The organism is Streptomyces sp. NPDC018029, from assembly GCF_044327655.1.
GTDB lineage: Bacteria > Actinomycetota > Actinomycetes > Streptomycetales > Streptomycetaceae > Streptomyces.
Genome location: NZ_JBIRFV010000003.1, coordinates 46,894 through 72,651, shown reverse-complemented (window position 1 = coordinate 72,651; position 25,758 = coordinate 46,894). Strand labels below are relative to the sequence as shown.

Annotated in this window: 24 protein-coding genes; 11 read left to right on the top strand and 13 right to left on the bottom strand. The window is 71.6% G+C overall.

What is annotated here, in order from left to right:
* Positions 1 to 4: 4 nt before the first annotated feature.
* The 8 genes from ACH4D5_RS08880 to ACH4D5_RS08845 are packed head-to-tail and all read right to left on the bottom strand — an operon-like array spanning position 5 to position 6,597.
* Positions 5 to 2,014 (bottom strand): NADH-quinone oxidoreductase subunit L, encoded by a 2,010-nt coding sequence (locus ACH4D5_RS08880; protein WP_398300140.1) that lies wholly within the window; start codon positions 2,012 to 2,014, stop codon positions 5 to 7.
* Positions 2,011 to 2,415, bottom strand: coding sequence for an NADH-quinone oxidoreductase subunit NuoK (nuoK, locus tag ACH4D5_RS08875; RefSeq protein WP_398300138.1), 405 nt, complete (start codon positions 2,413 to 2,415; stop codon positions 2,011 to 2,013). The genes ACH4D5_RS08880 and nuoK overlap by 4 nt, the downstream gene beginning before the upstream one ends.
* Positions 2,415 to 2,993 (bottom strand): NADH-quinone oxidoreductase subunit J, encoded by a 579-nt coding sequence (locus ACH4D5_RS08870; RefSeq protein WP_398300136.1) that lies wholly within the window; start codon positions 2,991 to 2,993, stop codon positions 2,415 to 2,417. Before ACH4D5_RS08870 ends, nuoK begins: the two co-directional genes overlap by 1 nt.
* Positions 2,990 to 3,580, bottom strand: a complete 591-nt coding sequence (locus ACH4D5_RS08865; protein ID WP_398300134.1) for a NuoI/complex I 23 kDa subunit family protein — start codon at positions 3,578 to 3,580, stop codon at positions 2,990 to 2,992. The genes ACH4D5_RS08870 and ACH4D5_RS08865 overlap by 4 nt, the downstream gene beginning before the upstream one ends.
* Positions 3,580 to 4,548, bottom strand: a complete 969-nt coding sequence (locus ACH4D5_RS08860; RefSeq protein ID WP_398300132.1) for an NADH-quinone oxidoreductase subunit H — start codon at positions 4,546 to 4,548, stop codon at positions 3,580 to 3,582. The genes ACH4D5_RS08865 and ACH4D5_RS08860 overlap by 1 nt, the downstream gene beginning before the upstream one ends.
* Positions 4,545 to 5,555: an NADH-quinone oxidoreductase subunit C gene (locus tag ACH4D5_RS08855; protein ID WP_398300130.1), complete on the bottom strand. Its 1,011-nt coding sequence runs from the start codon at positions 5,553 to 5,555 to the stop codon at positions 4,545 to 4,547. Before ACH4D5_RS08855 ends, ACH4D5_RS08860 begins: the two co-directional genes overlap by 4 nt.
* A complete protein-coding gene (locus ACH4D5_RS08850; RefSeq protein ID WP_398300128.1) occupies positions 5,552 to 6,217 on the bottom strand; it encodes an NADH-quinone oxidoreductase subunit B in 666 nt (221 codons plus the stop codon). The genes ACH4D5_RS08855 and ACH4D5_RS08850 overlap by 4 nt, the downstream gene beginning before the upstream one ends.
* A complete protein-coding gene (locus ACH4D5_RS08845; RefSeq protein ID WP_055547887.1) occupies positions 6,208 to 6,597 on the bottom strand; it encodes an NADH-quinone oxidoreductase subunit A in 390 nt (129 codons plus the stop codon). Before ACH4D5_RS08845 ends, ACH4D5_RS08850 begins: the two co-directional genes overlap by 10 nt.
* A 202-nt stretch (positions 6,598 to 6,799) precedes the next feature.
* Between ACH4D5_RS08845 and ACH4D5_RS08840 the strand changes: the two genes are divergently transcribed.
* From ACH4D5_RS08840 to ACH4D5_RS08820, 5 genes are all read left to right on the top strand, one after another.
* Positions 6,800 to 7,969 (top strand): sensor histidine kinase, encoded by a 1,170-nt coding sequence (locus ACH4D5_RS08840; protein ID WP_398300126.1) that lies wholly within the window; start codon positions 6,800 to 6,802, stop codon positions 7,967 to 7,969.
* 150 nt (positions 7,970 to 8,119) lie between these two features.
* Entirely contained in the window at positions 8,120 to 9,481 is a 1,362-nt protein-coding gene (locus tag ACH4D5_RS08835) for a sensor histidine kinase (RefSeq protein ID WP_398300124.1), read from the top strand.
* Between the two features lie 229 nt (positions 9,482 to 9,710).
* Positions 9,711 to 10,382 carry a LuxR C-terminal-related transcriptional regulator gene (locus tag ACH4D5_RS08830; RefSeq protein WP_398300122.1) on the top strand — a complete coding sequence of 224 codons (672 nt, stop codon included), beginning with the start codon at positions 9,711 to 9,713 and terminating at the stop codon, positions 10,380 to 10,382.
* A gap of 352 nt (positions 10,383 to 10,734) precedes the next feature.
* The gene (locus ACH4D5_RS08825) at positions 10,735 to 12,666 is read left to right on the top strand and encodes a 2-oxoacid:acceptor oxidoreductase subunit alpha (RefSeq protein ID WP_398300120.1); all 1,932 of its coding nucleotides are present in this window, start codon (positions 10,735 to 10,737) and stop codon (positions 12,664 to 12,666) included.
* Positions 12,659 to 13,750, top strand: a complete 1,092-nt coding sequence (locus ACH4D5_RS08820; protein ID WP_398300118.1) for a 2-oxoacid:ferredoxin oxidoreductase subunit beta — start codon at positions 12,659 to 12,661, stop codon at positions 13,748 to 13,750. Before ACH4D5_RS08825 ends, ACH4D5_RS08820 begins: the two co-directional genes overlap by 8 nt.
* 36 nt (positions 13,751 to 13,786) lie before the next feature.
* Here the strand turns inward: ACH4D5_RS08820 and ACH4D5_RS08815 are convergent, their stop codons facing one another.
* Positions 13,787 to 14,158 (bottom strand): winged helix-turn-helix transcriptional regulator, encoded by a 372-nt coding sequence (locus tag ACH4D5_RS08815; RefSeq protein ID WP_398300116.1) that lies wholly within the window; start codon positions 14,156 to 14,158, stop codon positions 13,787 to 13,789.
* Between the two features lie 101 nt (positions 14,159 to 14,259).
* Between ACH4D5_RS08815 and ACH4D5_RS08810 the strand changes: the two genes are divergently transcribed.
* The 5 genes from ACH4D5_RS08810 (at position 14,260) to ACH4D5_RS08790 (ending at position 19,397) form a co-directional block, all read left to right on the top strand.
* Entirely contained in the window at positions 14,260 to 15,120 is an 861-nt protein-coding gene (locus ACH4D5_RS08810) for an SDR family oxidoreductase (protein ID WP_398300114.1), read from the top strand.
* A 128-nt stretch (positions 15,121 to 15,248) separates the two neighbouring features.
* Entirely contained in the window at positions 15,249 to 16,247 is a 999-nt protein-coding gene (gene rarD, locus ACH4D5_RS08805) for an EamA family transporter RarD (protein WP_398300112.1), read from the top strand.
* Positions 16,248 to 16,264: 17 nt separating this feature from the next.
* Positions 16,265 to 16,717, top strand: a complete 453-nt coding sequence (locus ACH4D5_RS08800) for a VOC family protein (RefSeq protein ID WP_398300110.1) — start codon at positions 16,265 to 16,267, stop codon at positions 16,715 to 16,717.
* Between the two features lie 152 nt (positions 16,718 to 16,869).
* Positions 16,870 to 18,675, top strand: a complete 1,806-nt coding sequence (locus tag ACH4D5_RS08795) for a hypothetical protein (protein WP_398300108.1) — start codon at positions 16,870 to 16,872, stop codon at positions 18,673 to 18,675.
* 128 nt (positions 18,676 to 18,803) lie between these two features.
* On the top strand, positions 18,804 to 19,397 hold the full coding sequence (locus tag ACH4D5_RS08790) for a flavodoxin family protein (RefSeq protein WP_398300106.1): 594 nt from the start codon (positions 18,804 to 18,806) through the stop codon (positions 19,395 to 19,397).
* Between the two features lie 28 nt (positions 19,398 to 19,425).
* Here ACH4D5_RS08790 and ACH4D5_RS08785 read toward each other — a convergent pair whose 3' ends face one another.
* From ACH4D5_RS08785 to ACH4D5_RS08770, 4 genes are all read right to left on the bottom strand, one after another.
* Positions 19,426 to 20,331, bottom strand: coding sequence for an ABC transporter permease (locus ACH4D5_RS08785; RefSeq protein ID WP_398300104.1), 906 nt, complete (start codon positions 20,329 to 20,331; stop codon positions 19,426 to 19,428).
* Positions 20,318 to 21,307, bottom strand: a complete 990-nt coding sequence (locus ACH4D5_RS08780; protein WP_398300102.1) for an ABC transporter ATP-binding protein — start codon at positions 21,305 to 21,307, stop codon at positions 20,318 to 20,320. The genes ACH4D5_RS08785 and ACH4D5_RS08780 overlap by 14 nt, the downstream gene beginning before the upstream one ends.
* 90 nt (positions 21,308 to 21,397) lie before the next feature.
* Positions 21,398 to 22,639 (bottom strand): outer membrane lipoprotein carrier protein LolA, encoded by a 1,242-nt coding sequence (locus tag ACH4D5_RS08775; protein ID WP_398300100.1) that lies wholly within the window; start codon positions 22,637 to 22,639, stop codon positions 21,398 to 21,400.
* Between the two features lie 273 nt (positions 22,640 to 22,912).
* On the bottom strand, positions 22,913 to 23,923 hold the full coding sequence (locus tag ACH4D5_RS08770; protein WP_398300098.1) for a polyprenyl synthetase family protein: 1,011 nt from the start codon (positions 23,921 to 23,923) through the stop codon (positions 22,913 to 22,915).
* A 316-nt stretch (positions 23,924 to 24,239) separates the two neighbouring features.
* Between ACH4D5_RS08770 and ACH4D5_RS08765 the strand changes: the two genes are divergently transcribed.
* Positions 24,240 to 25,754 carry a peptide MFS transporter gene (locus ACH4D5_RS08765; protein ID WP_398300096.1) on the top strand — a complete coding sequence of 505 codons (1,515 nt, stop codon included), beginning with the start codon at positions 24,240 to 24,242 and terminating at the stop codon, positions 25,752 to 25,754.
* Positions 25,755 to 25,758 lie beyond the last annotated feature (4 nt).

The following is a 25,758-nucleotide window of genomic DNA, read 5'->3' as shown; positions in this document are numbered from 1 at the left end:
CTGCTCACGCTCCGGCGGTGGCGACGAGGACGGCGGCGACGGCCAGGACGACCGTGCCTGCGAGCAGCGCGCTCAGATAGGTCTGCACGTTGCCGGTCTGTGCGCGGCGGACGGCCGCGCCGAGCCAGCGGGGTGCGGCGCCCGCGCCGCGCACGTACGTCTCGACGACCTCGCGGTCGAGGAAGCGGACGAGTCCCGCGGCGGCCCGGACAGGGCGCACGAACAGGGCGGTGTAGACGGCGTCGAGGTGGAAGCCGGCGGCCGCGTGCCGGTGCAGCGGTCCGAGCAGCAGGCGGCCGGGGTCGGCCGGGTCCGGTGCCGAGGCCACGTCTCCGTACGCGGGGGCGTGGGTGGCGATGGCCTCCGCCTCGACCAGGCCGCCGTCACCCTCGGGGCTCGCGGCGACCGCGCCCATCGGGACGCGGGCGGTGAGCGCCGTGGTGTGCCGCCACGCGCCATAGGTGACCAGACCGCCGACGAGCGCGAGACCCGTGCCCACGACGGAAGTGGTGAGCGTCGGGGCGAGCGAGTGGCCGTCGAACCAGTCCGGCAGGACGCCGACGGTCAGACCGAAGACGAGGGAGGGGACGGCGAGCACCCAGAGCACGGTGGTCATGGCGACGGGCTGCCTGCCGTGCCGGGGGGCTTCGGTTCCCCGGCCGTTGAAGGCGAGCAGCCAGAGCCGCGTCGCGTACGCGGCGGTGAGGAGGGCGGTGAGCAGCCCGGCGACCAGGACGATCCAGCCCGCCGCGGTGGGCGCGGTCGCGGCATGGCCCGTGGCCGTGTGCTCGGCGGCACCGAGCACGGCCTCCTTGGAGAAGAAGCCGCTGAACGGCGGGATCGCGGCGAGCGCGAGGAGCGCCACGGTCATCGTCCAGTAGGCGTCGGGGACGCGGTCGCGCAGGCCCTTCATGCGGGACATGGCGGCCAGCGAGTTGGTGCCGGCGGCGTGGATGAGCACGCCCGCGGTGAGGAACAGCAGCGCCTTGAAGGCGCCGTGGGACAGGAGGTGGAAGACGGCGGCTCCGCGGTCGCCGACGGCGAGGGCGCCGGTCATGTAACCGAGCTGGCCGATCGTCGAGTACGCGAGGACGCGCTTGATGTCGTCCTGGGCGAGCGCGGCGAGGGCCGACCCGGCCATGGTGACGGCGGCCATGACGGCGAGGACGACCAGGGCCGCGTCGGAGCCGGCGAAGACGGGGAGGAGCCGGGCCACGAAGTAGACGCCGGCGGCGACCATCGTCGCGGCGTGGATCAGCGCGGAGACGGGCGTGGGGCCTGCCATCGCGTCGGGCAGCCAGGTGTGCAGCGGGAACTGCGCCGACTTGCCCGCCACGCCCGCGAGGAGCAGCAGGGCGATGAGCGTGGGGTGGTCCAGGCCGCCGTCCGTGACCGTCGCGAGGATCGTCGTGACGCGGAAGGAGCCCGTGTCGGCGGCGAGCGCGAACAGACCGATCAGGAAGGGGACATCGCCGAGCTTGGTGACGAGGAAGGCCTTCAGGGAGGCGGCGCGCGCCTCGGGGGTCTCCCAGTAGTGGCCCACCAGGAAGTACGAGCAGATGCCCATGATCTCCCAGCCGACCAGGAGCACCATCAGGTCGCCGGAGTAGACGACGAGCAGCATCGCGGAGGTGAAGAGGGAGACGAGAGCGGCGTACGAGGGGTAGCGGCGGTCGTCGCGGAGGTAGCCCGTCGAGTAGATCTGCACGCAGGAGGCGACGACGCCGACCAGGACGGCGACGAGGGCGGCGAAGCCGTCGATGTGCAGGGCGAGCTCGATGGGGACCGAGCCGGTCGGGGTGAGCTCGGTCGCGGCGTCGACCGGGGCCTTGCCGCCGCCGGTGCCGCCGCCCTGCCGGGCCGCCACGAGCACGGCGAGCACGAGGGCCGTCAGGGTGGGCAGGACCGCGAGGGGCCGGACGAGGCCGGGGACGCGGCGGCCGAGGAGCAGGCCCGCGGCCGCGCCCAGGAACGGAAGGAGGGGGACGAGGACGGCGAGGGTGGTCGTGGTCACGCGGTGGCCTCAGCCTTCTTCGACGTCTGCGCCGACGGCGGCTGCTGTGCGGGGTCGGGCTCTTCGGCGGCGGCCTCGGCGGTTCCAGCGGCCTCGGCGGTGTCGCGGAGTTCGTCGACGGCGGAGCTGCCGCGGTTGCGGTAGACCGCCAGGACGATGGCGAGGCCGATGCCGATCTCGGCGGCGGCAACGGCGATGACGAAGAGGGTCAGGGCCTGGCCGGCGTGGAGGGAGTCGCGGAGCCAGACGTCGAAGGCGACGAGGTTGAGGTTGACGGCGTTGAGCATCAGCTCGACGGACATCAGGACCAGGATCGCGTTGCGGCGGGCGAGGACTCCGTACAGGCCGACGCTGAAGAGGAGGACGGCGAGGACGGCGGGATAGGCGAGGTGGAGGTGCATCAGCGGTCTCCGTCCGGGGCGGACGTGCCCTTGGCCGTCTTGCGGGACAGGACGATCGCGCCGACGAGGGCGGCGAGGAGGAGGACCGAGAGCGCCTCGAAGGGGAGCACCCAGTGCCGGAAGAGGACCGAGCCGGTCACATCGGTGGAGCCCTGGGCGGCGCCGTCCAGGTCGATCACCGTGGTGCGGAAGGCGTCCACGACGACCCAGACCAGGGCGGCGGCCGCGGTGAGGGCCACCGCGAACGCGACCGGACGGTTGCCCGAGTCGGCGTCCGGGGAGCGGCCGATGGGCGCCCTGGTGAGCATCAGTCCGAAGAGGAGGAGGACGACCACGGAACCGACGTAGATGAGGACCTGCACCCAGGCGATGAACTCGGCGGTCAGCAGGAGGTACTCGACGGCGAGTCCGCCGAGCGCGACCACGAGCCACAGGGCGGCGTGCACCAGCTGCTTGGTCGTGACCGTGATGACCGCCGCGCCGAGCGTGACGATGCCGACCAGGAGGAAGGCGATCTCGACGCCGGTCGGGGAGAGGAAGCCGTGTGTTTCGGCGGCGATGTGCACGACCTCGTTCACGACTCCTCGCCCTTCGTCTCGGGGGCCTCGGCGGCCTCGGCGGCTTCGGCGGCTTCGGCGGCCTCGGCGGCGGCCAGTTTCTCCGCGGCCTTGCGGGCGGCGGCGAGCTCCTTCGGCTCCTCGGCGCCGGCGTCCAGGGCGGGCGGGGCGGGGACCGTCCACATCCACTCGCGCAGCTTGTCGCGCTCGTGGGTGAGTTCGTGGATGTCGGTCTCGGCGTACTCGAACTCCGGCGACCAGAAGAGCGCGTCGAAGGGGCAGACCTCGATGCAGATGCCGCAGTACATGCAGAGGGCGAAGTCGATGGCGAAGCGGTCGAGGACGTTGCGGCTGCGCTCGCGCCCGCCGGGGGCGGCGGGCGGGACCGTCTCCTTGTGGGAGTCGATGTAGATGCACCAGTCGGGGCACTCGCGGGCGCACAGCATGCAGACCGTGCAGTTCTCCTCGAACAGGCCGATGACGCCCCGGGTGCGGGGCGGCAGTTCGGGCTGGTGCTCGGGGTACTGCTCGGTGACGGTCTTCTTCGTCATCGTGCGGAGGGTGACGGCGAGGCCCTTGGCGAGGCCTGACCCGGGGATCGGAGGCATCAGTTGATCGCCACCTTCACGATGCCGGTGAGCGCGATCTGCGCGAGGGCGAGCGGGACGAGGAGGGTCCAGGCGAGCTTCTGGAGCTGGTCCTCGCGGAGACGGGGGTAGCTGACACGCAGCCAGATGACGACGAAGGCGAGGACCGCCGTCTTCAGCAGGGTCCAGACCCAGCCGAGCCCGTCGGCACCCCACGGGCCGTGCCAGCCGCCCAGGAAGAGGACGGTGGTCAGGCCGCACAGGACGACGATTCCGGCGTACTCGGCGAGGAGGAAGAGGGCGAAGCGCAGACCGGTGTACTCGGTGTAGGCGCCGAAGATGATCTCGGAGTCGGCGACCGGCATGTCGAAGGGCGGGCGCTGGAGTTCGGCGAGGCCCGCGACGAAGAAGACGAGGGCCCCCACGATCTGCCAGGGCAGCCACCACCACTCGAACGCGTCGACGATGCCGGGCAGCGAGACCGTGCCCGCGGCCATCGCGACCGAGGCGGCGGCGAGCAGCATCGGCAGTTCGTACGCGAGGAGTTGGGCGGCGGTGCGGAGGCCGCCGAGGAGGGAGAACTTGTTGGCGCTGGCCCAGCCCGCCATGAGCGAGCCGAGTACGCCGACGCCCATGACCGCGAGCACGAAGAAGATGCCCGCGTCGACGACCTCGCCGACCGCGCCCTCGCCGGGGCCGATCGGGATCGCGATCAGGACGAGGAGGTACGGGAGGAGGGCGATGGCGGGTGCCAGCTGGAAGACGCGGCGGTCGGCCTTGGCCGGGACGACGTCTTCCTTCTGGGCGAACTTCACACCGTCGGCGACCAGTTGGGCCCAGCCGTGGAAACCACCCGCGTGCATGGGGCCGAGGCGGCCCTGCATGTGGGCCATCACCTTGTGCTCGGTCTGGCCGACGACGAGGGGCAGGACCAGGAACGCCGCGAAGACGATGACGAGGCGCAGGGCGACGTCGAGGGCGTCGTTCACTCGTTCCCTCCAGTGTCTTCGGTGGCGCCGGTGCTTCCGGTGTCCTCGGTACGGGGATTTTCCGGCTCGGCCGTCGGGTCAGGACCAGACTCGGACTCGGACTTGGGCTGCTTCGTGGTGTCGAACGTCGGGCGGGCGTGGTGCCAGGGAGCGTCGGAGCTGCGCGGAGCCTGGGGTTCCACATCGGCCGGAGCTGCGGCCGGAACCGTGGCTTCGGGCGGAGTCTGCGCACGCTGTGACGCCGATCCCTGGCTCGCGCTGCGCGCGCGCCTCGGGGGCCGGGCCGGCGCCTCCCGCTCGGCGGGCGTGGCCGATGCGCCCTCCGCCGGAGGCGTCGGCGCGGCCTGGCTGGCAGAGCCCTCGCTCACGCTCCGGGTCCGCCGCACAGGGCGTTCCCCGGCGGCGCGCCCCGCCCCGCGCGCCGGACGTGCCGGAGCCGGAGGGAGCTGGCCCTTCAGAGGGCCCCATTCGTTCGGGTCGGGCACGCCGGGCGGCAGCATCTGGCGGCGCTTGGGTCCGCCGTGCTCGGACTCCCCCGGCTCCTTGGCGCCCGGCCAGGCCTTCGCGACGCGGGCCGCGAGCACGAAGTCCTTGCGGAGGGGGTGGCCCTCGAAGCTGTCGGGCAGGAGCAGCGGGGTCAGCCCGGGGTGGCCCTCAAAGGTCACGCCGAACATTTCGTGCGTCTCGCGCTCGTGCCAGGCCGCGCCCGCGTAGACGCCGACCGCGGAGGCGAGCACCGGGGCGTCGTGCGCGACCGTCGTACGGAGCAGGAGGCGGCGTACGGGAGAGAGCGCCACGACGTGGGCGGCCACCCTGAAACCGGTGCCCGGTTCGTCGACCGCGCTCAGCCAGTCGAAATAGGTGCAGGTCAGGGTGGTGCGGGCGGTTTCAAGGGCGGTGGTCCACGCGGCGGCAGGGACGTCGACGGTGAGTACGTCGTACGACTCGTCGGCCGTCGCCTCCGCGCCGAAGAGTTCCTCGACGGGGCTCGGCAGCCAGCCGGTCATGCCTGGTCCTCCCCCGGCGCGGGCGCCTTCACCAGGCCGCTCTGGAGCGCGGCCGCCGAGGGCCGGCCACCGGAACCGCTCCCGGTACCGTTCGCGGCGTCGGCCCCGGCCCCGGTGCCGGACCCGTTCCCGTACCGCTCCCCCAGCGACTCCCGTGCGATCTTCTCCTGGAGCTTGAGGATGCCCTGGAGGAGCGCCTCGGGGCGGGGCGGGCAGCCGGGGACGTACACGTCGACGGGGATGATCTGGTCGACGCCCTTCGTCACGGAGTACGAGTCCCAGTAGGGGCCGCCGCAGTTGGAGCAGGCGCCGAAGGAGATGACGTACTTCGGTTCGGGCATCTGCTCGTACAGGCGCTTGACCGCGGGCGCCATCTTGTCCGTGACCGTGCCGGAGACGACCATCAGGTCGGCCTGGCGCGGGCCCGGCGCGAACGGGATGACGCCGAGCCGGATGAAGTCGTGGCGCGCCATGGACGCGGCGATGAACTCGATGGCGCAGCAGGCGAGGCCGAAGTTGAAGACCCAGAGGGAGTACCGGCGGCCCCAGTTGAGGACCACCTTCATCGGCTCGGGGGCGAGGCGGGCGAGCGCGCCCAGCCTCTTCGGCTCGGGGAGCAGCACGGGCCGCGGCCGCCCTTCGGTCTCCGGGGTCACGTCCACGTCAGGACGCCCTTCTTGTATGCGTACAGCAGGCCCACGGCCAGGAAGCCGAGGAAGATGAACATCTCCACGAGTGTCGTCGCGCCGTAGCCGGGCGCGGCGAAGACCGTCGCCCAGGGGAAGAGGAAGATCGAGTCGACGGCGAAGATCACGTAGAGGAACGCGTAGACGTAGTAGCGGACCTGGGTGTGGGCCCAGCCCTCGCCGACGGGGTCGACGCCGCACTCGTACGTCAGGAGTTTCTCCGGGGTCGGCACCACCGGGCGCAGCAGCCGCCCCGCGCCGAAGGCCACGGCGACGAACAGCACGCCCACGACGGCGAGCAGTCCGACGACGGAGTACGACTGGTAGTAGCTTGCCGCGACGTTCGTCACGTGCACGTCACTCCCTCACTCCCTGACCGCCTGTCACTCCCTGAACCTGACCCTTTTCGACGATCTGTACGCACGGGAGTCTAGGGCCTGCTAAAGGTTCAGTAAGCAGAGCGTCACGCAATGATCCGGCCGGGGTGGGGTTATCCCCCGGCTGCCCCGGCGGCCGCCCTCATGGCGTCGCGGCGGCGAGCCGGGCACCCTAGCGCGTATGACCGCACGCACCACGTCTCCGCAGGACGACCGGCCACCGCCCGCGCGCTTCGCGTACGACCGGCACACCTGGAAGGAGATCGCACACCTCCTGGTGAACCTGCCGATGGGGATCGCCGGCTTCGTCTACGCGATCACCGTGCTGGCCGTGGGCACCGGCCTGACGGTGACGGTGATCGGTCTGCCGCTGCTCGCGCTGGGGCTGCTCGGCGCGCGCCTCATCGGCAGGGCCGAGCGGGGCCGGGCCAGGAAACTGCTCGGCGTCCGGGTCGACGAGCCGAGCCCGATGCCGGGACACCGCGGGCAGGGCTTCCTCGGCCGGCTGTGGGCGAACCTGAAGGACCCGGTGGGCTGGCGCACCATGCTGTACGCGTTCATCCGGCTGCCGTGGGGCGTGGTGACCTTCACGGTCACCCTCACCGGGCTCTTCGTGCTCTGGCCGGTTCTGCCCTTCATCGCGCGCGGCCTCGCCAACGCCGACCGGGCGATGGTGCGCGGACTGCTGTCGCCGTCCGACGAGTTGGAGCGGCGCATCGCCGAACTGGAGTCCGACCGGGGCGTGGTGGTGGACACCGCCGCCGCCGACCTGCGCCGCATCGAGCGCGATCTGCACGACGGCGCGCAGGCCCGCCTTGTCGCCCTCGCCATGGGGCTCGGCCTCGCCAAGGAGAAGCTCCTTGAGGACCCGGACGCCGCGGCCTCCATGGTCGACGAGGCGCACGGCGAGGTGAAGCTGGCGCTGCAGGAACTGCGCGATCTGGCCCGCGGCATCCACCCGGCCGTCCTCACCGACCGCGGCCTCAACGCCGCGCTCTCCTCCGTCGCGTCGCGCTGCACGGTCCCGGTGAAGGTGACCGCCGAGCTCCCGGCGCGCCCGGCGGCCGCCATCGAGGGCATCGCGTACTTCACGGTCTCCGAGCTCCTGCAGAACGTCAGCAAGCACAGCGGGGCGAAGTCCGCGAGCGTCGACGTCTGGCGTTCGGAGGAGCGGCTGCTCATCCAGGTGTGGGACGACGGGCGCGGCGGGGCGCGGCTCGACGGCGGGACGGGCATGGCGGGGCTCGCGGACCGGCTCGGCGCCGTGGACGGGCTCTTCGTGATCGATTCGCCGCAGGGCGGGCCCACGACGATCACGGCGGAGCTGCCGTGGCGGGACCGCGTGGGGTAGGGAAAACCCCCGGTGGAAGACGCCGACCCGCTCCATGGTCGCGAGCGGCCGCGCCGACGAGTCTGTAACCAGGGCACTTACAGCGGACACCACAAGCACAGAGCCAGCCACAGGGCCTCTGAGCCACAGACGCAGAAACGGACGGCAGCGATGGCCACGGACTACGGACAGGGGTACGCGCGGATGGACCGGCCGGAATTCCGGGGCACCGACGTCGAGGAGCGGCGGCACCGCCTGCCCGCCGGGCTGCGCGCGCCCATCGAGGCGCGCACCTGGCGGGAGTTCGGCTACACCCTGCTGAGCCTGCCGATCGGCATCACGTCCTTCGTCTTCGCCATCACGATGCTCTCGCTCGGCGTGGGCCTCCTGATCACCTTCATCGGCATCCCGGTGCTCGCGGCGGGTCTGGCCGGCTGCCGCGGCATCGGCGCCATCGAGCGGACGCGGGCGCGCGGGCTGCTCGGTCTGGACATCGCGCCGCCGGAGCCGCTGCGGCCCAAGGGCGGCGGCCTGCTGGCGCTCATGGGTGCCGTCCTGAAGAGCGGCGCGTCCTGGCGGCACCTGCTGTACTCGCTGCTGATGCTGCCGTGGTCGCTCTTCTCGTTCGCGGTGGCGGCGGTGTTCTGGTCGTACGGCTGGCTGATGCTGACGTATCCGCTCTGGTTCTGGCTCTTCCCGATGTACGGGGGGCAGGACGGCATCCAGCTCTACGGGGGCGACGACGGCCACCGCATCTACCTCGACAATCCGTTCGAGCTCGGCATCACCGCCGCGACCGGTCTCCTCATCACGCTGGCCACCCCGTGGATCCTGCGGGCCCTGACGACCGTGGACCGCGTCATGGTGTCCGGGCTGCTCGGCCCCTCGCGGCTCGCGACCCGCGTCGTCGAACTGGAGTCGGACCGCGGTGTCGTCGTGGACACCGCCGCCGCCGACCTGCGCCGCATCGAGCGCGACCTGCACGACGGCGCGCAGGCCCGGCTTGTCGCCCTCGCGATGGATCTGGGGCTCGCCAAGGAGAAGCTGGCCGAGGACCCGGAGGCCGCGGCGCGCATGGTGGACGAGGCGCACGGCGAGGTGAAGGTCGCGCTGCAGGAGCTGCGCGACCTGGCCCGCGGCATCCACCCGGCCGTCCTCACCGACCGCGGCCTGGACGCGGCGCTCTCCTCGCTGGCCGCCCGTTGCACGGTGCCGGTCCAGATGGAGGTGGATCTGACGAGCCGCCCGGCGGCGGCGATCGAGGGCATCGCGTACTTCACGGTCTCCGAGCTCCTGCAGAACATCAGCAAGCACAGCGGGGCGAGCGCCGCGAGCGTCGACGTCTGGCGGGCCGAGGACCGGCTGATGCTCCAGGTGAGCGACAACGGGGCGGGCGGCGCCGACGTGTCGGCGGGCTCCGGCCTTGCGGGCCTCGCGGAGCGGCTCGACGCGGTCGACGGGATCCTGGTCGTCGACTCGCCGGCGGGCGGCCCGACGACGGTCACGGCGGAACTGCCGTGGCGCAAGGCCTGATCCGACACCGGCCCCGACACCCGCCCGCGCGCGGCCCCGGCTCTCCCCCAGAGCCGGGGCCGCGCGCTGTCCCGTGGTCCGGGGTGCAACAGTCCGGCGACCGGCCCGGTGGGCGGCGGCGGATCGCGCGATACTGAGGAGCCGAGTGTTCGGCCGACGCGACCGCTGTCGGACCGATGCGGGCCAGACAAGCGCGCCGGGGGGCCAAAAAGTGCCGGGGGGCCAAAAAATGGAGGACAAAGTGCGGGTCGTCATCGCCGAGGATTCAGTGCTGCTTCGGGAGGGCCTGACCCGCCTGCTGACCGACCGCGGGCACGACGTGGTCGCCGGTGTGGGCGATGCCGAGGCGCTGATCAAGACGATCACCGACCTCGCCGGGCAGGACGCCCTGCCGGACGTGGTCGTCGCCGATGTGCGGATGCCTCCGACCCACACCGACGAGGGCGTGCGCGCGGCGGTGTATCTGCGCAGTCAGTACCCCGACCTCGGGGTCCTGGTCCTTTCGCAGTACGTGGAGGAGCAGTACGCCACCGAGTTGCTCGCCGGGTCGAGCCGCGGCGTGGGCTATCTGCTCAAGGACCGGGTCGCCGAGGTGCGGGAGTTCGTCGACGCGGTGGTGCGGGTGGCGGAGGGCGGCACGGCGCTCGACCCGGAGGTCGTGGCGCAGCTGCTGGGCCGCAGCCGCAAGCAGGACGTGCTCGCGGGGCTTACACCACGGGAACGCGAGGTACTCGGCCTGATGGCCGAAGGACGGACGAACTCTGCGGTGGCCCGGCAGCTCGTGGTGAGCGACGGTGCCGTCGAGAAGCACGTGAGCAACATCTTCCTGAAGCTCGGCCTGTCACAGAGTGACGGGGATCACCGCCGCGTGCTCGCGGTCCTCACCTATCTCAATTCGTGAACGACTGACAGCCTGCCAGACGGTGTCGGGCGGCACCCGGAATCGAGCGCCCCTCCGGCCCGGGCAGGTATGAACAGGTGTGAACGGGCGTGAACGGGCGTGAACACAGAGAGTCACGAGCACGGAGTCGGTCAAGGCAAGTCCTAGAACCAAAGGATGAGCGGGGAGCGTCATCCATGAAGGACCGGGGGGCGAGGCAAACCATGGCAAACCAGTGCGACACGGCGTCTCAGAAACGCATCCAGAATGCGAGCAAGCCCAGGAAGGCGACCCTTACAGACGTAGGGTGGACCTTGGGAGCGCCGGCCGTCCCGGCGATTCCGCACAGTCGCCTCGAGGGAGGTCCAGTTCAGTGACCAGCCAGGTCAGTAGCCAAGCCGAGCAGGCCGACGGGGCAGTCGTCGGAGGACAACGCAAGCCCGCAGGTGACAAGGATGTGCGCCGTCTGGACCGGGTCATCATCCGCTTCGCGGGTGACTCCGGCGACGGAATGCAGCTCACGGGCGACCGGTTCACTTCGGAGACCGCCTCTTTCGGCAACGACCTGTCGACGCTGCCGAACTTCCCCGCCGAGATCCGCGCACCCGCCGGGACCCTGCCGGGTGTCTCCTCCTTCCAGCTGCACTTCGCCGACCACGACATCCTGACGCCGGGCGACGCGCCGAACGTGCTGGTGGCGATGAACCCGGCGGCACTGAAGGCGAACATCGGTGACGTGCCGCGCGGCGCGGAAGTCATCGTCAACACCGACGAGTTCTCCAAGCGCGCGATGCAGAAGGTCGGTTACGCCACCTCCCCGCTGGAGGACGGCTCCCTGGACGGCTACAGCGTGCACCCGGTGCCGTTGACCACGCTGACGGTGGAGGCGCTGAAGGATTTCGACCTGTCCCGCAAGGACGCCGGGCGCAGCAAGAACATGTTCGCGCTGGGGCTGTTGTCGTGGATGTACCACCGGCCGACCGAGGGCACCGAGAGGTTCCTGCGGGCCAAGTTCGCCAAGAAGCCGGAGATCGCCGAGGCGAACATCGCCGCCTTCCACGCGGGCTGGAACTTCGGCGAGACCACCGAGGACTTCGCGGTCTCCTACGAAGTCGCCCCCGCCGCCCAGGCGTTCGCGACCGGCACCTACCGCAACATCTCGGGGAACCTGGCCCTCTCGTACGGTCTGATCGCGGCGGGCCGGCAGGCGGATCTGCCGCTGTACCTGGGCAGTTACCCCATCACCCCGGCCTCGGACATCCTGCACGAGCTGTCCAAGCACAAGAACTTCGGCGTGCGCACCTTCCAGGCCGAGGACGAGATCGCGGGCATCGGGGCGGCGCTCGGCGCGGCGTTCGGCGGGTCGCTCGCGGTGACGACGACGTCCGGTCCCGGTGTGGCGCTGAAGTCGGAGACCATCGGTCTGGCCGTCTCGCTCGAACTGCCGCTGCTGATCGTGGACATCCAGCGCGGCGGTCCGAGCACGGGCCTGCCGACCAAGACCGAGCAGGCCGACCTGCTGCAGGCGATGTACGGGCGCAACGGCGAGGCGCCGGTGCCGATCGTGGCGCCGAGGACCCCGGCGGACTGCTTCGACGCGGCGCTGGAGGCGGCCCGCATCGCGGTCACCTACCGCACGCCGGTCTTCCTGCTGAGCGACGGCTATCTGGCCAACGGCAGCGAGCCGTGGCGCATCCCCGAGGTCGACGAACTCCCCGATCTGCGCGTGCAGTTCGCCTCCGGGCCCAACCACACCGAGGCCGACGGCACCGAGACCTTCTGGCCCTACAAGCGCGACCCGCAGACCCTCGCGCGCCCGTGGGCGATCCCGGGCACGCCGGGCCTGGAGCACCGCATCGGCGGCATCGAGAAGCAGGACGGCACGGGCAACATCTCCTACGACCCGGCCAACCACGACTTCATGGTCCGCACCCGCCAGGCCAAGGTCGACGGCATCGCCGTGCCCGACGTGGAGGTCGACGACGCCGGTGGGACCGCCGACACGCTGGTGCTCGGCTGGGGTTCGACGTACGGCCCGATCACCGCGGCCGTCCGCCGGCTGCGCGCGGCCGGTGTCCCCATCGCGCAGGCCCATCTGCGCCACCTCAACCCGCTGCCGCGGAATCTGGGCGACGTCCTCGCGCGTTACGACAAGGTGGTGATCCCCGAGATGAACCTCGGTCAGCTCGCCACCCTGATCCGCGCCAAGTACCTGGTGGACGCGGTCTCGTACAACCAGGTCAATGGAATGCCCTTCAAGGCCGAGCAGCTCGCCACGGCTCTCAAGGAGACCATCGATGGCTGACACGAAGACGGCCGGGCCGGAGGGGACCGGGAGCACGATCGAAGCGCTTTCCCTGGTGCCCAAGGCCGACGCCCAGCAGTCCATGAAGGACTTCAAGTCCGACCAGGAGGTGCGCTGGTGCCCCGGCTGCGGTGACTACGCCGTGCTGGCCGCCGTGCAGAGCTTCATGCCCGAGCTCGGCCTGGCGAAGGAGAACATCGTCTTCGTCTCGGGCATCGGCTGCTCCTCCCGCTTCCCGTACTACATGAACACCTACGGGATGCACTCCATCCACGGCCGCGCCCCGGCCATCGCCACCGGCCTGGCCTCCTCGCGCCGCGACCTGTCCGTGTGGGTGGTCACCGGCGACGGCGACGCGCTGTCCATCGGCGGCAACCACCTCATCCACGCCCTGCGGCGCAACGTGAACCTGAAGATCCTGCTGTTCAACAACCGGATCTACGGCCTCACCAAGGGCCAGTACTCCCCGACCTCCGAGGTCGGGAAGATCACCAAGTCGACGCCCATGGGATCGCTCGACGCGCCCTTCAACCCGGTCTCCCTCGCGATCGGCGCCGAGGCGTCCTTCGTGGCCCGCACCGTGGACTCCGACCGCAAGCACCTCACCTCGGTGCTGCGCGAGGCCGCCGCGCACCCCGGCACCGCGCTGGTGGAGATCTACCAGAACTGCAACATCTTCAACGACGGCGCCTTCGAGGTCCTCAAGGACAAGCAGCAGGCCGAGGAGGCGGTGATCCGCCTGGAGCACGGGCAGCCGATCCGCTTCGGCGCCGACGGTTCGAAGGGCGTCGTGCGCGACGCGGTGACCGGCGACCTCAAGGTCGTCGCCGTCACCCCGGACAACGAAGCCGACATCCTGGTCCACGACGCGCACGCCACGTCGCCGACCACGGCCTTCGCGCTCTCCCGGCTCGCCGACCCCGACACCCTGCACCACACCCCGATCGGCGTCCTGCGCAACGTCCGACGGCCGGTCTACGACACGCTCATGGCCGATCAGCTCGACACCGCCATCGAGCGGGACGGCAAGGGCGACCTCGCCGCACTGCTCGCGGGCGGCGACACATGGACGGTCGTCGGCTAGCCCGACCTGCTCGGCGCGAGGCCCGGTCCTGATCCGTCAGGACCGGGCCTCGTCGTATGCCGTGCGCGCCTTCTGCACGTCCCCCATGCGCCGCTCCGTCCAGGCCGCGAGGGCCCGCACCTGCTCGGCGGCCTCGCGGCCGAGCCCGGTGAGGGAGTAGTCGACGCGGGGCGGGATGACCGGCTTGGCGTCGCGGTGCACCAGGCCGTCGCGCTCCAGGGTCTGCAGGGTCTGGGCCAGCATCTTCTCGCTGACGCGGCCGATCTCGCGGCGCAGCTCGCTGAACCGGTACGAACGCTCCTCCAGGGCGAGCAGGACGAGGACGCCCCAGCGGCTCGTCACGTGCTCCAGGACGAGGCGGTGGGGGCACATCTCCTCGCCCGCGACGTTCCAGGTACTTACGTCCATGCCAGTACCTTACTTCAAAGTGGGTACTTACGGAAAGTTAGCGCTGCTCCTAAGGTGGGTGTCATACCGACTTCCACCGGACGTAACAGGAGCAACCAGACATGAGCATCGTCGTCACCGGAGCCACCGGACACCTCGGCCGTCTCGTCATCGAGGGGCTGCTCGCCGCCCGGGTCCCCGCCGGGGACATCGCGGCCGTCGTACGCGACAAGGACAAGGCCGCCGGCCTCGCCGAGCGCGGCGTCGAGCTGCGCGTCGCCGACTACAGCGCCCCCGAGAGCCTGCGCGGCGTCTTCGCCGCGGGCGACCGCGTGCTGCTGATCTCCGGCAGCGAGATCGGGCGGCGCGTGCCGCAGCACCGCGCGGTCGTCGACGCCGCGCGCGAGGCGGGCGTCGCGCTCCTCGCCTACACGGGCATCCTCGGCGGCCCCGACGCCGACTTCGACCTGGCGGCCGAGCACAAGGCGACCGAGCAGCTGATCCTCGACTCCGGCCTGCCGCACACCTTCCTGCGCAACGGCTGGTACCACGAGAACTACACCGAGCACCTCGCCCCGGTCCTGGAGCACGGCGCCGTCGTCGCCTCCGCGGGCGACGGCCGCGTCGCCTCCGCCGCCCGCGCCGACTATGCCGCGGCCGCCGTCGCCGTCCTGACCGGCGAGGGCCACGAAGGCAAGGTCTACGAGCTCAGCGGCGACATCGCGTGGAGCTTCGCCGAGTACGCCGCCGAGGTCGCGGCGCAGACCGGCAAGGACATCTCGTACGCGAACGTGCCCGCCGAGCAGCACCTCGCCGTGCTGACCGGCGCCGGGGTGCCCGAGCCGATGGCGGCGGTCCTCGTCGACGTGGACGCGGCCATCGCGCGCGGGCGCCTGGCGGGGACCAGCGGGGAGCTGGCGAAGCTGATCGGCCGGCCCACGACCCCGCTCGCGGACGCGGTGGCGGCGGCGCTCCGGGGCTGAGCCCGGCCGGATCCCAGGAGCACCCCCGGGGCGTCACGAGCGTCACCTTGGAACGGGCATGACAGCCGAGGGTTCCCGGCGCTACCTTCAGTGGGGCAGCGCGGGCTGCCGTGCACGAAGGAGGGGCCGTGGACAGCGGAGCAGCCGGGAAGCCGGGGAACGAGCAGCGCGTCGGGCTGCTGAACGGCTTCGCCGCCTACGGGATGTGGGGTCTGGTCCCTCTCTTCTGGCCGCTCCTGAAACCCGCCGGTGCCGTCGAGATCCTCGCCCACCGGATGGCCTGGTCGCTCGTGGTCGTCGGCGTCGCGCTGCTCTGCGTACGACGCTGGGGCTGGGCCCGCGAGCTGCTGCGCCAGCCGCGCAGGCTCGGCCTGGTGGCGATCGCCGCGGCGGTCATCACCGTCAACTGGGGCGTCTACATCTGGTCCGTGAACTCCGGTCACGTCGTCGAGGCGTCCCTCGGCTACTTCATCAACCCGCTGGTCACCATCGCCATGGGCGTCCTGCTGCTCGGCGAGCGGCTGCGGCCGGTGCAGTGGGCGGCGGTCGGCATCGGGTTCGCGGCGGTCCTCGTGCTCGCGTTCGGGTACGGCAGGCCGCCGTGGATCTCGCTCTGCCTCGCCTTCACCTTCGCGACGTACGGCCTGGTGAAGAAGAAGGTCAACCTCGGCGGCCTGGAGTCGCTCGCCGCGGAGACCGCCGTGCAGTTCCTGCCCGCCGTCGGCTATCTGGTGTGGCTCGCCACGCAGGGCGACATCGTGTTCGGCACGGAGGGCGCCGGGCACGCGGCGCTGCTCGCGGCCACCGGTGTGGTGACCGCCGCTCCCCTCGTCTGCTTCGGGGCCGCGGCGATCCGGGTGCCGCTCTCCACGCTGGGCCTTCTGCAGTACCTCGCGCCGGTCTTCCAGTTCCTGCTCGGCATCCTGTACTTCCACGAGGCGATGCCGCCCGAGCGGTGGGCGGGCTTCGGCCTCGTCTGGCTGGCACTCTCCCTGCTGACCTGGGACGCGCTGCGCACGGCCCGGCGGAACGCGGCGCGGGTGGTGGCCGCGAGGGCGGCGGGGGCGGCGGCAGGGGCGCCGGCAGTGCCTGTGTCGCCTGAAGAGGCACCCACGCGCACCGCCTAACCGGTATAACTGGTTACATGGCAACCCTGCACTGGAAGCTGGTCATCGACGCCGCCGACCCGCACGCCCAAGCGGCCTTCTGGGCCGAGACGTTGGGGTACGAGGTCGAGGACAACAGCGCCCTCATCGACCGTCTGCTCGGCCTCGGCGCGGCGCCCGAAGCCGCGACCGTCGAGTTCCGCGGCCGCCGCGCCTGGCGCGACCTCATCGCCGTCCGGCACCCCGACGACCCGTACGACGAGGCCAGCGGCACCGGCCTCGGCCGCCGGATCCTCTTCCAGCGCGTGCCCGAGCCCAAGACCGGCAAGAACCGGCTGCACCTCGACGTGCACACCGGGCCGGGCCGCCGCGACGACGAGGTGCGCCGGCTGGAGGCGCTCGGCGCCGCCGTCGCGCGGCACGTCAAGGAGCCCGGCGGCGAGTGGGTGATCATGACGGATCCGGAGGGGAACGAGTTCTGCGTGCACTAGGCGCTCCACGGCTCGGCGTCCCCCGCCCAGGCGGCCCCCGTCGCCCAGACGGTCGATGTCGCCGGTTTCCCCATACCTCCCCGGCACGTTCTTGACGGTGTCGCCGCGTGGCCGAGCCGGGGCGGCAGGCCGGTCTTTGGCAAGCTGGGACGATGGCACAGCAGCCGCGCGCCCACCGTCTCCTCCTCGCCGTCTGCGGTGCCTTCGCCCTGCTGTCCCTCCTTCTCGTTCCGCTCTCCCTGCCCCTCGGCTGGGACGAGATCGTCTACGCCAGCCGCTACTCCCCGCACGGCCCCGCCACGCCGTTCAGCGCGCCCCGCACCCGTGGCGTGCCGTTCCTGATCGCGCCCGTGGCGGCCTGGAGCGACTCCGTCGTGCTGCTCAGGGTGTGGCTGACGCTGCTCGCCACCGCCGCGCTGTATCTGGGGTTCCGCCCCTGGCTGCGCGTCCTGCACCGGCCGTCGGCGGCCGCCCTCGCCGCCGCGCTCTACGGCGGCCTGTGGTTCGCGCTGTTCTACGCGAGCGCCGCGATGCCCAACCACTACACCGCCATGGGCGCCGTCGGGGCGGTCGGCCTCTTCCTGTGGCCGCGGCAGTCCGCCGCGACCCGCGCCGGGATCGCGTGCGGCCTCGCCCTCGCCACGCTGATGCGCCCCAACGACGGCGTCGCCCTGGGGGTGCCCCTGCTGGTCGCCGCTCTCGTCGTCCCCGGCTGGCGGGGGCGGGGCCGCGTTCTCGCCGTGCTCGGGGGGCTCGCGGCGGGTGCGCTGCCGTGGATCGTCGAGGCGTACGTCCGTTTCGGCGGCGTCCGCGAACGGCTGAGGGAGGCGAGCGAAGTGCAGGGGGATCTGCGGCCCCTGCTCTCCCTGGCCCACCACTTCACCGTCATGGACGGCCCGCTCCTCTGCCGCCCCTGCGCCGCCGACGGCATCCGCCCCATCGCAACGGAGTGGTGGCTGCTGCTGCCGGTTTTGGTGGGGGTGGGGTTGTGGAGCGTGCGGGGGGTGGGGGGACTGCGGGGGGTGGGGGGTGTGTGGGGCTCGGGGGGTGTGCGGGACTTGGGGGGTGCGCGGGACGCGGGGAGTGCGCGGGACGCGGGGAGTGCGCGGGACGCGGGCAGTCCGCAGGACTCAGGCAGTCCGCAGGACGCGGAAGGCGCGCGGGACGCGGGCAGTCCGCAGAACGCGGAAGGCACGCGGGACGCAGGGAGTCCGCAGGACGCAGGCAGTCCGCAGAACGCGGAAGGCACGCGGGACGCGGGCAGTGCGCGGGACGCGGAAGGCACGCGGGACGCGGGCAGTGCGCGGGACGCGGAAGGCGCGCGGGACTTGGGGGGTGTGCGTGATGTGGGAGGCGCACGTGGTGCGCCTGTCGGGGGGCCGGAGGCCCGTCCGCCCGCCCCCGCCGTCCTCCGCGGCTGTCTGCTCGCTGTCGTCGCCGCGCTTGCCGTCGCCCTGCCCTACCTCCTCCTCGTCCCCTACGCCGCCCCTCGCTTCCTCCTCCCCACCCACGCCCTGCTCGCCCCGGCCGCCGCCCTCGGAGTGCTCGCTCTCGCCGGGGCCGCCCGCGCGTCCCGTCGGCCGTGGGTCGGCCTCGCCGCGCTGGGGCTCGTCCTCGCCGGACACTTCGCCGTCCAGCTCCCCCTCGTCCGCGGGAACGCCGGGATCCAGGTGGGCGCCCGCGGCGACTGGGTGCGGATCGCCGAAGTCCTGCACGACCACGGCGTCGGGGGTGACGGAGCGGGGACCGGCGGCACTCCGTGCGTCCTGCGCGGCAACGCCTCCGTGATCCCCATCGCGTACGTGGCCGGCTGCGCCCCCGCCGAGCCGGACGACCCGCGCCACCCCGCCGCCCTCGTCCTGCGCGAGGCGGGCCCCCCGCACTGGGCCCGCTCCTGGCCCCGCCACCCCGTGCCCGGCACCTATGCCTCGGGGTGGGCCGTCCACGTACGCCCGTAACCGAGTAACCGGTGATCGAGCTGCCGTTCCCGTGACGTGAAGCGGCCACCCCTGGACGACTTTCATTGCGCGTGCATATAGTGCACGTGCAAGCAACCGCCGTGTGCAAGCGACCCCAGGGGGATCCCATGACCCGCAAGTTCCTCTTCGTCCTCGGCAGCGCCCGCCCGGAGGGCAACACCGAGATCCTGACCCGCAAGGCCGCCGAGCAGCTGCCCCCGGACGTCGAGCAGCGCTGGGTGAACCTCGCCGACGTACCGCTCCCCGACTTCGAGGACCAGCGGCACGACGACACCCGCCCGCGCGCCCGGCCCCGCCCCGTCGGCGACAACGAAGCGCTGCTCCTGGACGCCACCCTGGAGGCGACGGACATCGTCATCGCCTCGCCGCTGTACTGGTACTCGGTCTCGGCCACCGTCAAGCGCTACCTCGACTACTGGGACGCCTGGCTGGAGACCCCGGAGATCGACTTCAAGGAGACCCTCAAGGGCCGCACCCTGTGGGGCGTGACGGCGCTCGCGCACCGCGAGGAGGAGGTGGCGCAGCCGCTGATCGGCACGTTGAACCACACCGCCGCCTTCTTCCCCATGCGCTTCGGCGGCGTCCTGCTGGGCAACGGCACCCGGCCCGGCCACGTCCTGGAGGACACCGAGGCCCTGGCGCGCGCCAAGACGTTCTTCGCCCAGGAGCCCCCGCTGGCCCGCTACCCGTACGACAACTGACCACCCGACCGGCCACCCGCCGCACGGCCTACGCCATGACGTCCTTCGCCCCGAACCGCGCCCACGCGGCCGAGCCGAACACGGCCGCGTACAGGCCCTGCATCTGCAGGTTCTTGACGATGTCGTCCCAGTAGACCGGCTCGCGCATCAGGTCGGCGAACGACAGCCAGTAGTGCGAGAAGAAGTACGGGTGGAGGGCGTGCAGCTGCGGGATCTGGTCGAGGATCTGGACCGTGATCAACAGCCCCACGGTCGTCGCCATCGCCGCGATGCCGCTGCTGGTGAGCGTCGAGACGAACAGGCCGAGCGCCGCCACGCCGATCAGCGACACGGCGACGACCAGCGCGATCAGCAGGGCCCGCAGCAGCCCCTCGCCGAAGCCCATGCGGGTGCCTGAGATCGTCGTGACCTCGCCGAGCGGGAAGAGCAGCGCGCCGGTCGCGAGCGCGGACGTGGCGACGACCAGGGTCGCGACCAGGCAGAACGTCAGCGTGGTCGCGTACTTGACGAGGAGCAGCCGGGTCCGTCCCGCGGGCGCGACCAGCAGATAGCGCAGCGTGCCCGCGCTCGCCTCGCCCGCGACGGCGTCTCCCGCGACGACGCCGATCGCCATGGGCAGGAAGAACGGCAGGGTCGCGGCGAGCGCGGTGAAGACCAGGAACAGGCCGTTGTTGGTGATCTGCGCGATGAAGGCGGGCCCGCCCTCGTCGCCGCCCCCGCCGATCGTGGAGCCGTCGCTCGTCTCGATCTTGACCGCGATGCCCACCAGGATCGGCACGGCGGCGAGGACCGCGAGCAGCGCGATGGTCCGCCAGCGGCGGAACGTGATCCCCAGCTCGCTGCGGAAGAGACCGAGCGTCCAGATCCAGCGCTGCTCCCTCGGGACGTCCGCCCGGGACACGTCCGTGGTCTCGGCGACCTCAGCCCGCGACATCGAAGCCCTCCCCCGTCAGCGCCACGAACGCGTCCTCCAGAGAGGCACGTTCGAGCCCGAAGCCGCGGACGCGGACGCCCGCGCCGACCAGCGCGGCATTCAGATCGGCCAGGTCCACGCCGTCCTGAACCGGTGGTTCGCCGGTGACACGGTCCTCCGTAGAGACCAGATCGGTCACGCCCTGCTCCTTCAGGACGCGGGCCGCCTCGCCCGGGTCCGGTGTCGTCACGACCAGCCTGCCCCGCGCGCCCGCCGCCAGCTCGGCGACGGACCCCTGGGTGATCAGCCGGCCCTGGGTCATCACGGCCGCGTGCGTGCAGACCTGTTCGATCTCGTCGAGCAGGTGCGAGGAGAGGAAGACGGTCGTGCCCTCGGCGGCCAGCTCCCGCACCAGGGTGCGGATCTCGCGCATGCCCTGCGGGTCGAGGCCGTTCGTCGGCTCGTCGAGGACCAGGAGCCTGCGCGGCTGGAGCAGCGCGGCCGCGAGCCCGAGCCGCTGCTTCATGCCGAGGGAGTACGCCTTCGCCTTCTTGCCCGCGGCCGCGGTGAGCCCGACCCGGTCGAGGGCCGCCTCGGCCCGCGCCTTCCGGGTGCGCGGGTCGGCGGTCGGGTCCGCGGAGTCGTACCGCAGGAGGTTGTCGCGGCCCGACAGGAAGCCGTAGAGGGCGGGGCCCTCGATCAGCGCGCCCACGTGCGGGAGGACGGTGCGCGTGGCGCGCGGCATGGGGCGGCCGAGGACCTGGGCGCGGCCGGAGGTCGGCTCGATGAGGCCCATCAGCATGCGGATCGTCGTCGTCTTGCCCGAGCCGTTCGGCCCGAGGAAGCCGAAGACGCTGCCTTCGGGGACGGTGAGGTCGAGCCGGTCGACGGCGAGGTGCTTTCCGTAGCGCTTGGTGAGCGCGTGCGTCTCGATGACGTGCTCCACCGGGGCCTTTGGCCCTGCCGAGCCCTGCGAACTGCCGCTGTTGCCCGGCACGCTGCCCTCCCGTTCTCCGAAGAGACGGATGGAAGGTGCCCGTCCGGCACCTCCCATCCGCCATTCCCGTTCGCTATGCCGTACGCACCGCTAGTGCGCTTCGTTCGCCGCCTTCACCAGCGCGTCCTTCGTGACCGCGCCCACATAGACCGTGCCGTCGTCGGTGACGAGGGCGTTGATCAGGCGGGTCGAGAAGACCGTGCCGGAGCCGAACTTTCCGTCGACCTGGTCGCCCAGCGAGTCGAGCAGCTTCTGCGCGTCCTGCGGGACGTCGCCGGAGCCGGCCGTGGGCAGGCCCTGGCCGCCGGGCAGCTTCAGCTCGGCGATGGAGCTCCAGCCCTTCCCGATGACCTTCGGTTCGTTGAGGTCGCCCTCGTCGAACTTCTTTCCGTCCTTGCCCTTGAAGTCACGGCTCTGCTCGTCGGCCTCGGTGACCTTCGTTCCCTTGGGGGGCGTGAAGTCGAAGGTGGACGCGGACGGCTTGCCGAAGTCGACCTTCGTGAAGCCCGCGTCGACGACGGCCGCGCCACCGGAGGCCGGGGTCAGCGTGAACTTGAGCGGCGTGCCGGTCTTCTCGTCCACCGCGACGGTGATCTGGCCGACCGTCGAACCGGCCTGCTTCGGCTTGATCACCAGGCGGTACGCGTCACGGCCCGCGACCTGCGCGGTGCCGTCGACCTTGACGGACGTGGTGCCGTCGACGGCCTTCAGGGCCTGCTCGGCGAACTCCTTCGGGGTGCTGGGCAGCTCCCCCTTCGGCACCGCGCCGTGGTTTTCGCCCTTCTCCGGAGAGGCGCCCTCGTCCTTCGCGTGGTAGGCCTCGTTCGACGCGCTGTCGTACGCCCACACGTCGTCGCCGTTGTGGATCAGGCTGTACTCGGAGGCGTCGCCGAGGACGGACACCTTCTGCTTGTCGGGGCCGTCGGCCGCGACGCGCAGCGTGTGCGTGCCGGACGCCAGCTCCATGAGCTTGCTCTTGGGGTCGGCCGCCGAGCCCTTCTCGTCGCCGTCGTCGTCGCCCCGGTCCGCGCCGCCCCCGCCGCCGAAGCCGCCCGCCATGCCGCCGAACGACGGCAGGCCCAGGTCGGTGCTGATCTTGACGTTGCCGGAGAGCTGCTGCGTGTCCGACGCGGCGATCTTCTCGATGAGCTCCTGTGCGGTGACCTTCGGGAGGTCCGGGTCGCCCGATGTGGCGAGCGCCGGGACGAGCCCGATCGTCGCCGCCGCCACCCCCGCCACCGCGATCGGGACCGCGTAACGGGCTGCCTTGCGGCGGCCGGCGCGCAGGTCCGCGGCCTCGCTGGTGTCCTTCGCCGATTCGTACGGTGCCATTGTCTGCCTTACCTCCGTGGTCGGCGGCGGCCTTCCCTGTACGTGCCTTCGTCCACCCTGTGCCGCCATTCTCACCCGAATAGGTCAGGAGTGGTTGTTCTCGCTGGACTCCATCCGACCAAATCGGCCACCAAGAAGCGTCAGACCCCGGAAGCAACTCCATGTACTGCTCTGGGATGACATGAATCAGCGGTGCCTCCCCCGTCCCGTAGGGGGTGGCACCGCCGATCGACAGTCCGGGCTCCGGTGGCGGCCCGGGAAAAGGACGGGCGCTCAGCCCGCCCGGTGCACCACGAGGTCGCAGAGCTCGATCAGCGACGCCTTCGCGTCGCCCTCGGGCAGCGGGCCGAGGGCGGCCCGTGCGCTCTCCGCGTAGCAGACCGTGTCCCTGCGCGCGTGTTCGAGGGCGGGGTGCGCGCGCAGCCTGGTGAGGGCCTCCGCGTGCCGTGCGTCGTCCGTGAGGTCCGAGTCGAGGAGCTCGCACAGGGCGATGTCCTCGGCGAGGCCGAGCCGCGCGGCCCGCTCGCGCAGCCGGAGCACCGGCAGCGTGGGGATGCCCTCGCGCAGGTCCGTGCCCGGCGTCTTGCCGGACTCGTGCGAGTCGGAGGCGATGTCGAGCACGTCGTCGGCGAGCTGGAAGGCGACGCCGAGCCGCTCGCCGTACTGCGTGAGGACGTCCACGACGGTCTCGTCCGCGCCGGACATCATCGCGCCGAACCGGCAGGCCACGGCGACCAGCGAGCCGGTCTTGCCCCGGAGCACGTCGAGATAGTGGTCGACCGGGTCGCGGCCCTCGGTCGGTCCCGCGGTCTCCAGGATCTGGCCGGTGACCAGCCGCTCGAAGGCCTCGGCCTGGATGCGGACGGCCTCCGGGCCGAGGTCGGCCAGGATGTACGAGGCGCGGGCGAAGAGGAAGTCGCCGGTCAGCACGGCGACGGAGTTCCCCCAGCGCTGGTTGGCGCTCTCGACGCCGCGGCGCACATCGGCCTCGTCCATGACGTCGTCGTGGTACAGCGTCGCGAGGTGGGTCAGCTCGACGACGACGGCGGAGGGCACGACACCCGGCGCGTAGGGGTCGCCGAACTGGGCAGCGAGCATCACGAGCAGCGGCCGGAAACGCTTGCCCCCGGCGCGGACCAAGTGCTGGGCGGCCTCGGTGATGAAGGGCACCTCGCTCTTGGTGGCTTCGAGCAGTCCCTCCTCGACAGCCGCCAATCCGACCTGGACATCGGCTTCGAGAGCCTGGTCCCGCACGCTCAGCCCAAAAGGCCCGACGACGGTCACGAGAGGTTCTCCTGTCTGCTGACGATCACATGGCCAACTCGGTCGATCATTGGATCTCGTTCGATGACACGGGTTTGTCGATGTGTCGCTGCCATCACTCAAGTCAGCGTATCCGGTCGACTTTCGATCACGGCGAGCACCTGCCCGCCCGTCGCACGCCGCCGCGCTGGTCGGAGCGGATACCGAGTCCCCCCGCACCCTCTTCGCACACCAGGCCGAGCGGTGTGCGACGCTCACCGGTATGTTCTTGATCAGCCCATAAGCCCGAGAAGACCGTCCTGCCCCGCAAGACCCGTAACAACCGGGAGAAGAGTCTTTGTCCCGTACTACGGCCGAGTACGAGCCGCCAGCCGAGCCGACCGGCGATCCGCCGCCGGGCGACGACCGCGCCTTCTTCGGCCAGCCGCGCGGCCTGCTCACCCTCTCAGGCCTTGAGGTCTGGGAGCGCTTCTCGTTCCTCGGCATGCAGGCCATCCTGGTCCTCTACTTCGCCGACTCCGTCGCGAACGACGGCATGGGGATGGATGCCGGCACGGCCGCGTCGGTCTCGGCGGCGTACGGCACGCTGGTCTACCTCGTCTCCGTGGCGGGCGGCTGGCTCGCCGACCGCATCCTCGGCTCGTACCGCGCGGTGCTGTGGGGCGGCATTCTGATCGCCTGCGGGCACTACTCGATGGCCGTGCCGACGGCGACGATGACCTGGGTGGGGCTCGGCCTGATCAGCGCGGGCACCGGCCTCCTCAAGCCCAATGTCGCCTCGATGGTCGGCAAGCTCTACCGCACCGAGGACGAGCGCCGCGACGCGGGCTTCGCGCTGTACTACATGGCGATCAACGTGGGCGCCTTCGCGGGCCCGCTGATCACCGGCTGGCTCGGCGACCACAAGGGCTGGCACTGGGGCTTCTCGGCGGCCGCGATCGGCATGACCTTCGGCCTCGTCCAGTACGTCGCGGGGCGGCGCCATCTCGCGGGACGGAAGGCGTCCGCGGAGTTCGCGCTGCCGAGGGACGCGATGCGCCGGGCCGTCCTGCTGATCGTCGCCGGCCTGGTCGCGGCCGCCGCCGTCGCCGGGCTCCTCGCCGCCGTCGGCTGGCTCACCATGGACCGCTTCGTCGACCTGCTCACCCTCGTCTCCGTGATCGCGCCGGTCGTCTACTTCGCGGTGATGTTCCGCAGCCCGCGCGTGAGCGCCGAGGAGCGCGGCCGCCTCAGGCCGTACGTGGTCCTCTTCCTGGCCTCGGTGGTCTTCAACTTCATCCTCTTCCAGGCGTACTCGACGATGATCCTGCTCGCGTCGACGAACGCCGAGACGTCGATCTTCGGCTTCACCTTCCCCGCGAGCTGGTACGCCTCCGCGCTCGGCGCCTTCGAGGTCGGCCTCGCGCCGGTCGTCGCCGCCGTCTGGGCGCGGATGGGCCGTCGCCAGCCGCACGCCTCCAACAAGATCGCCTTCGGTGTGATCCTGGGCGGTCTGTCGTTCCTCCTGATGACGCTGCCCACCTCCGGGCACGCCGACGACACGTACAAGATGGCGGTCTGGTGGATCGTCGGCTCCTACCTGCTGCTCGGGCTCGGCGACATCCTCGTGGAGACCTCGGGCATGTCCGCGACGACCAAGCTCGCCCCGAAGGCCTTCGCCAGCCAGACCATGGCCCTGTGGTTCCTCTCCCTCGCGCTCGCCAACGGCATCCAGGCGCAGGTCGTGAAGGTCTACGGAGAGGTCTCCAACCCGGCGTACTTCGGCGTGAACGGCGCGATCGCCGTCCTCGCGGGCGTCGCCGTGATCGCGCTCGCACCGTGGCTGCGCCGCACCATGCACCCCGTCCACTAGGACA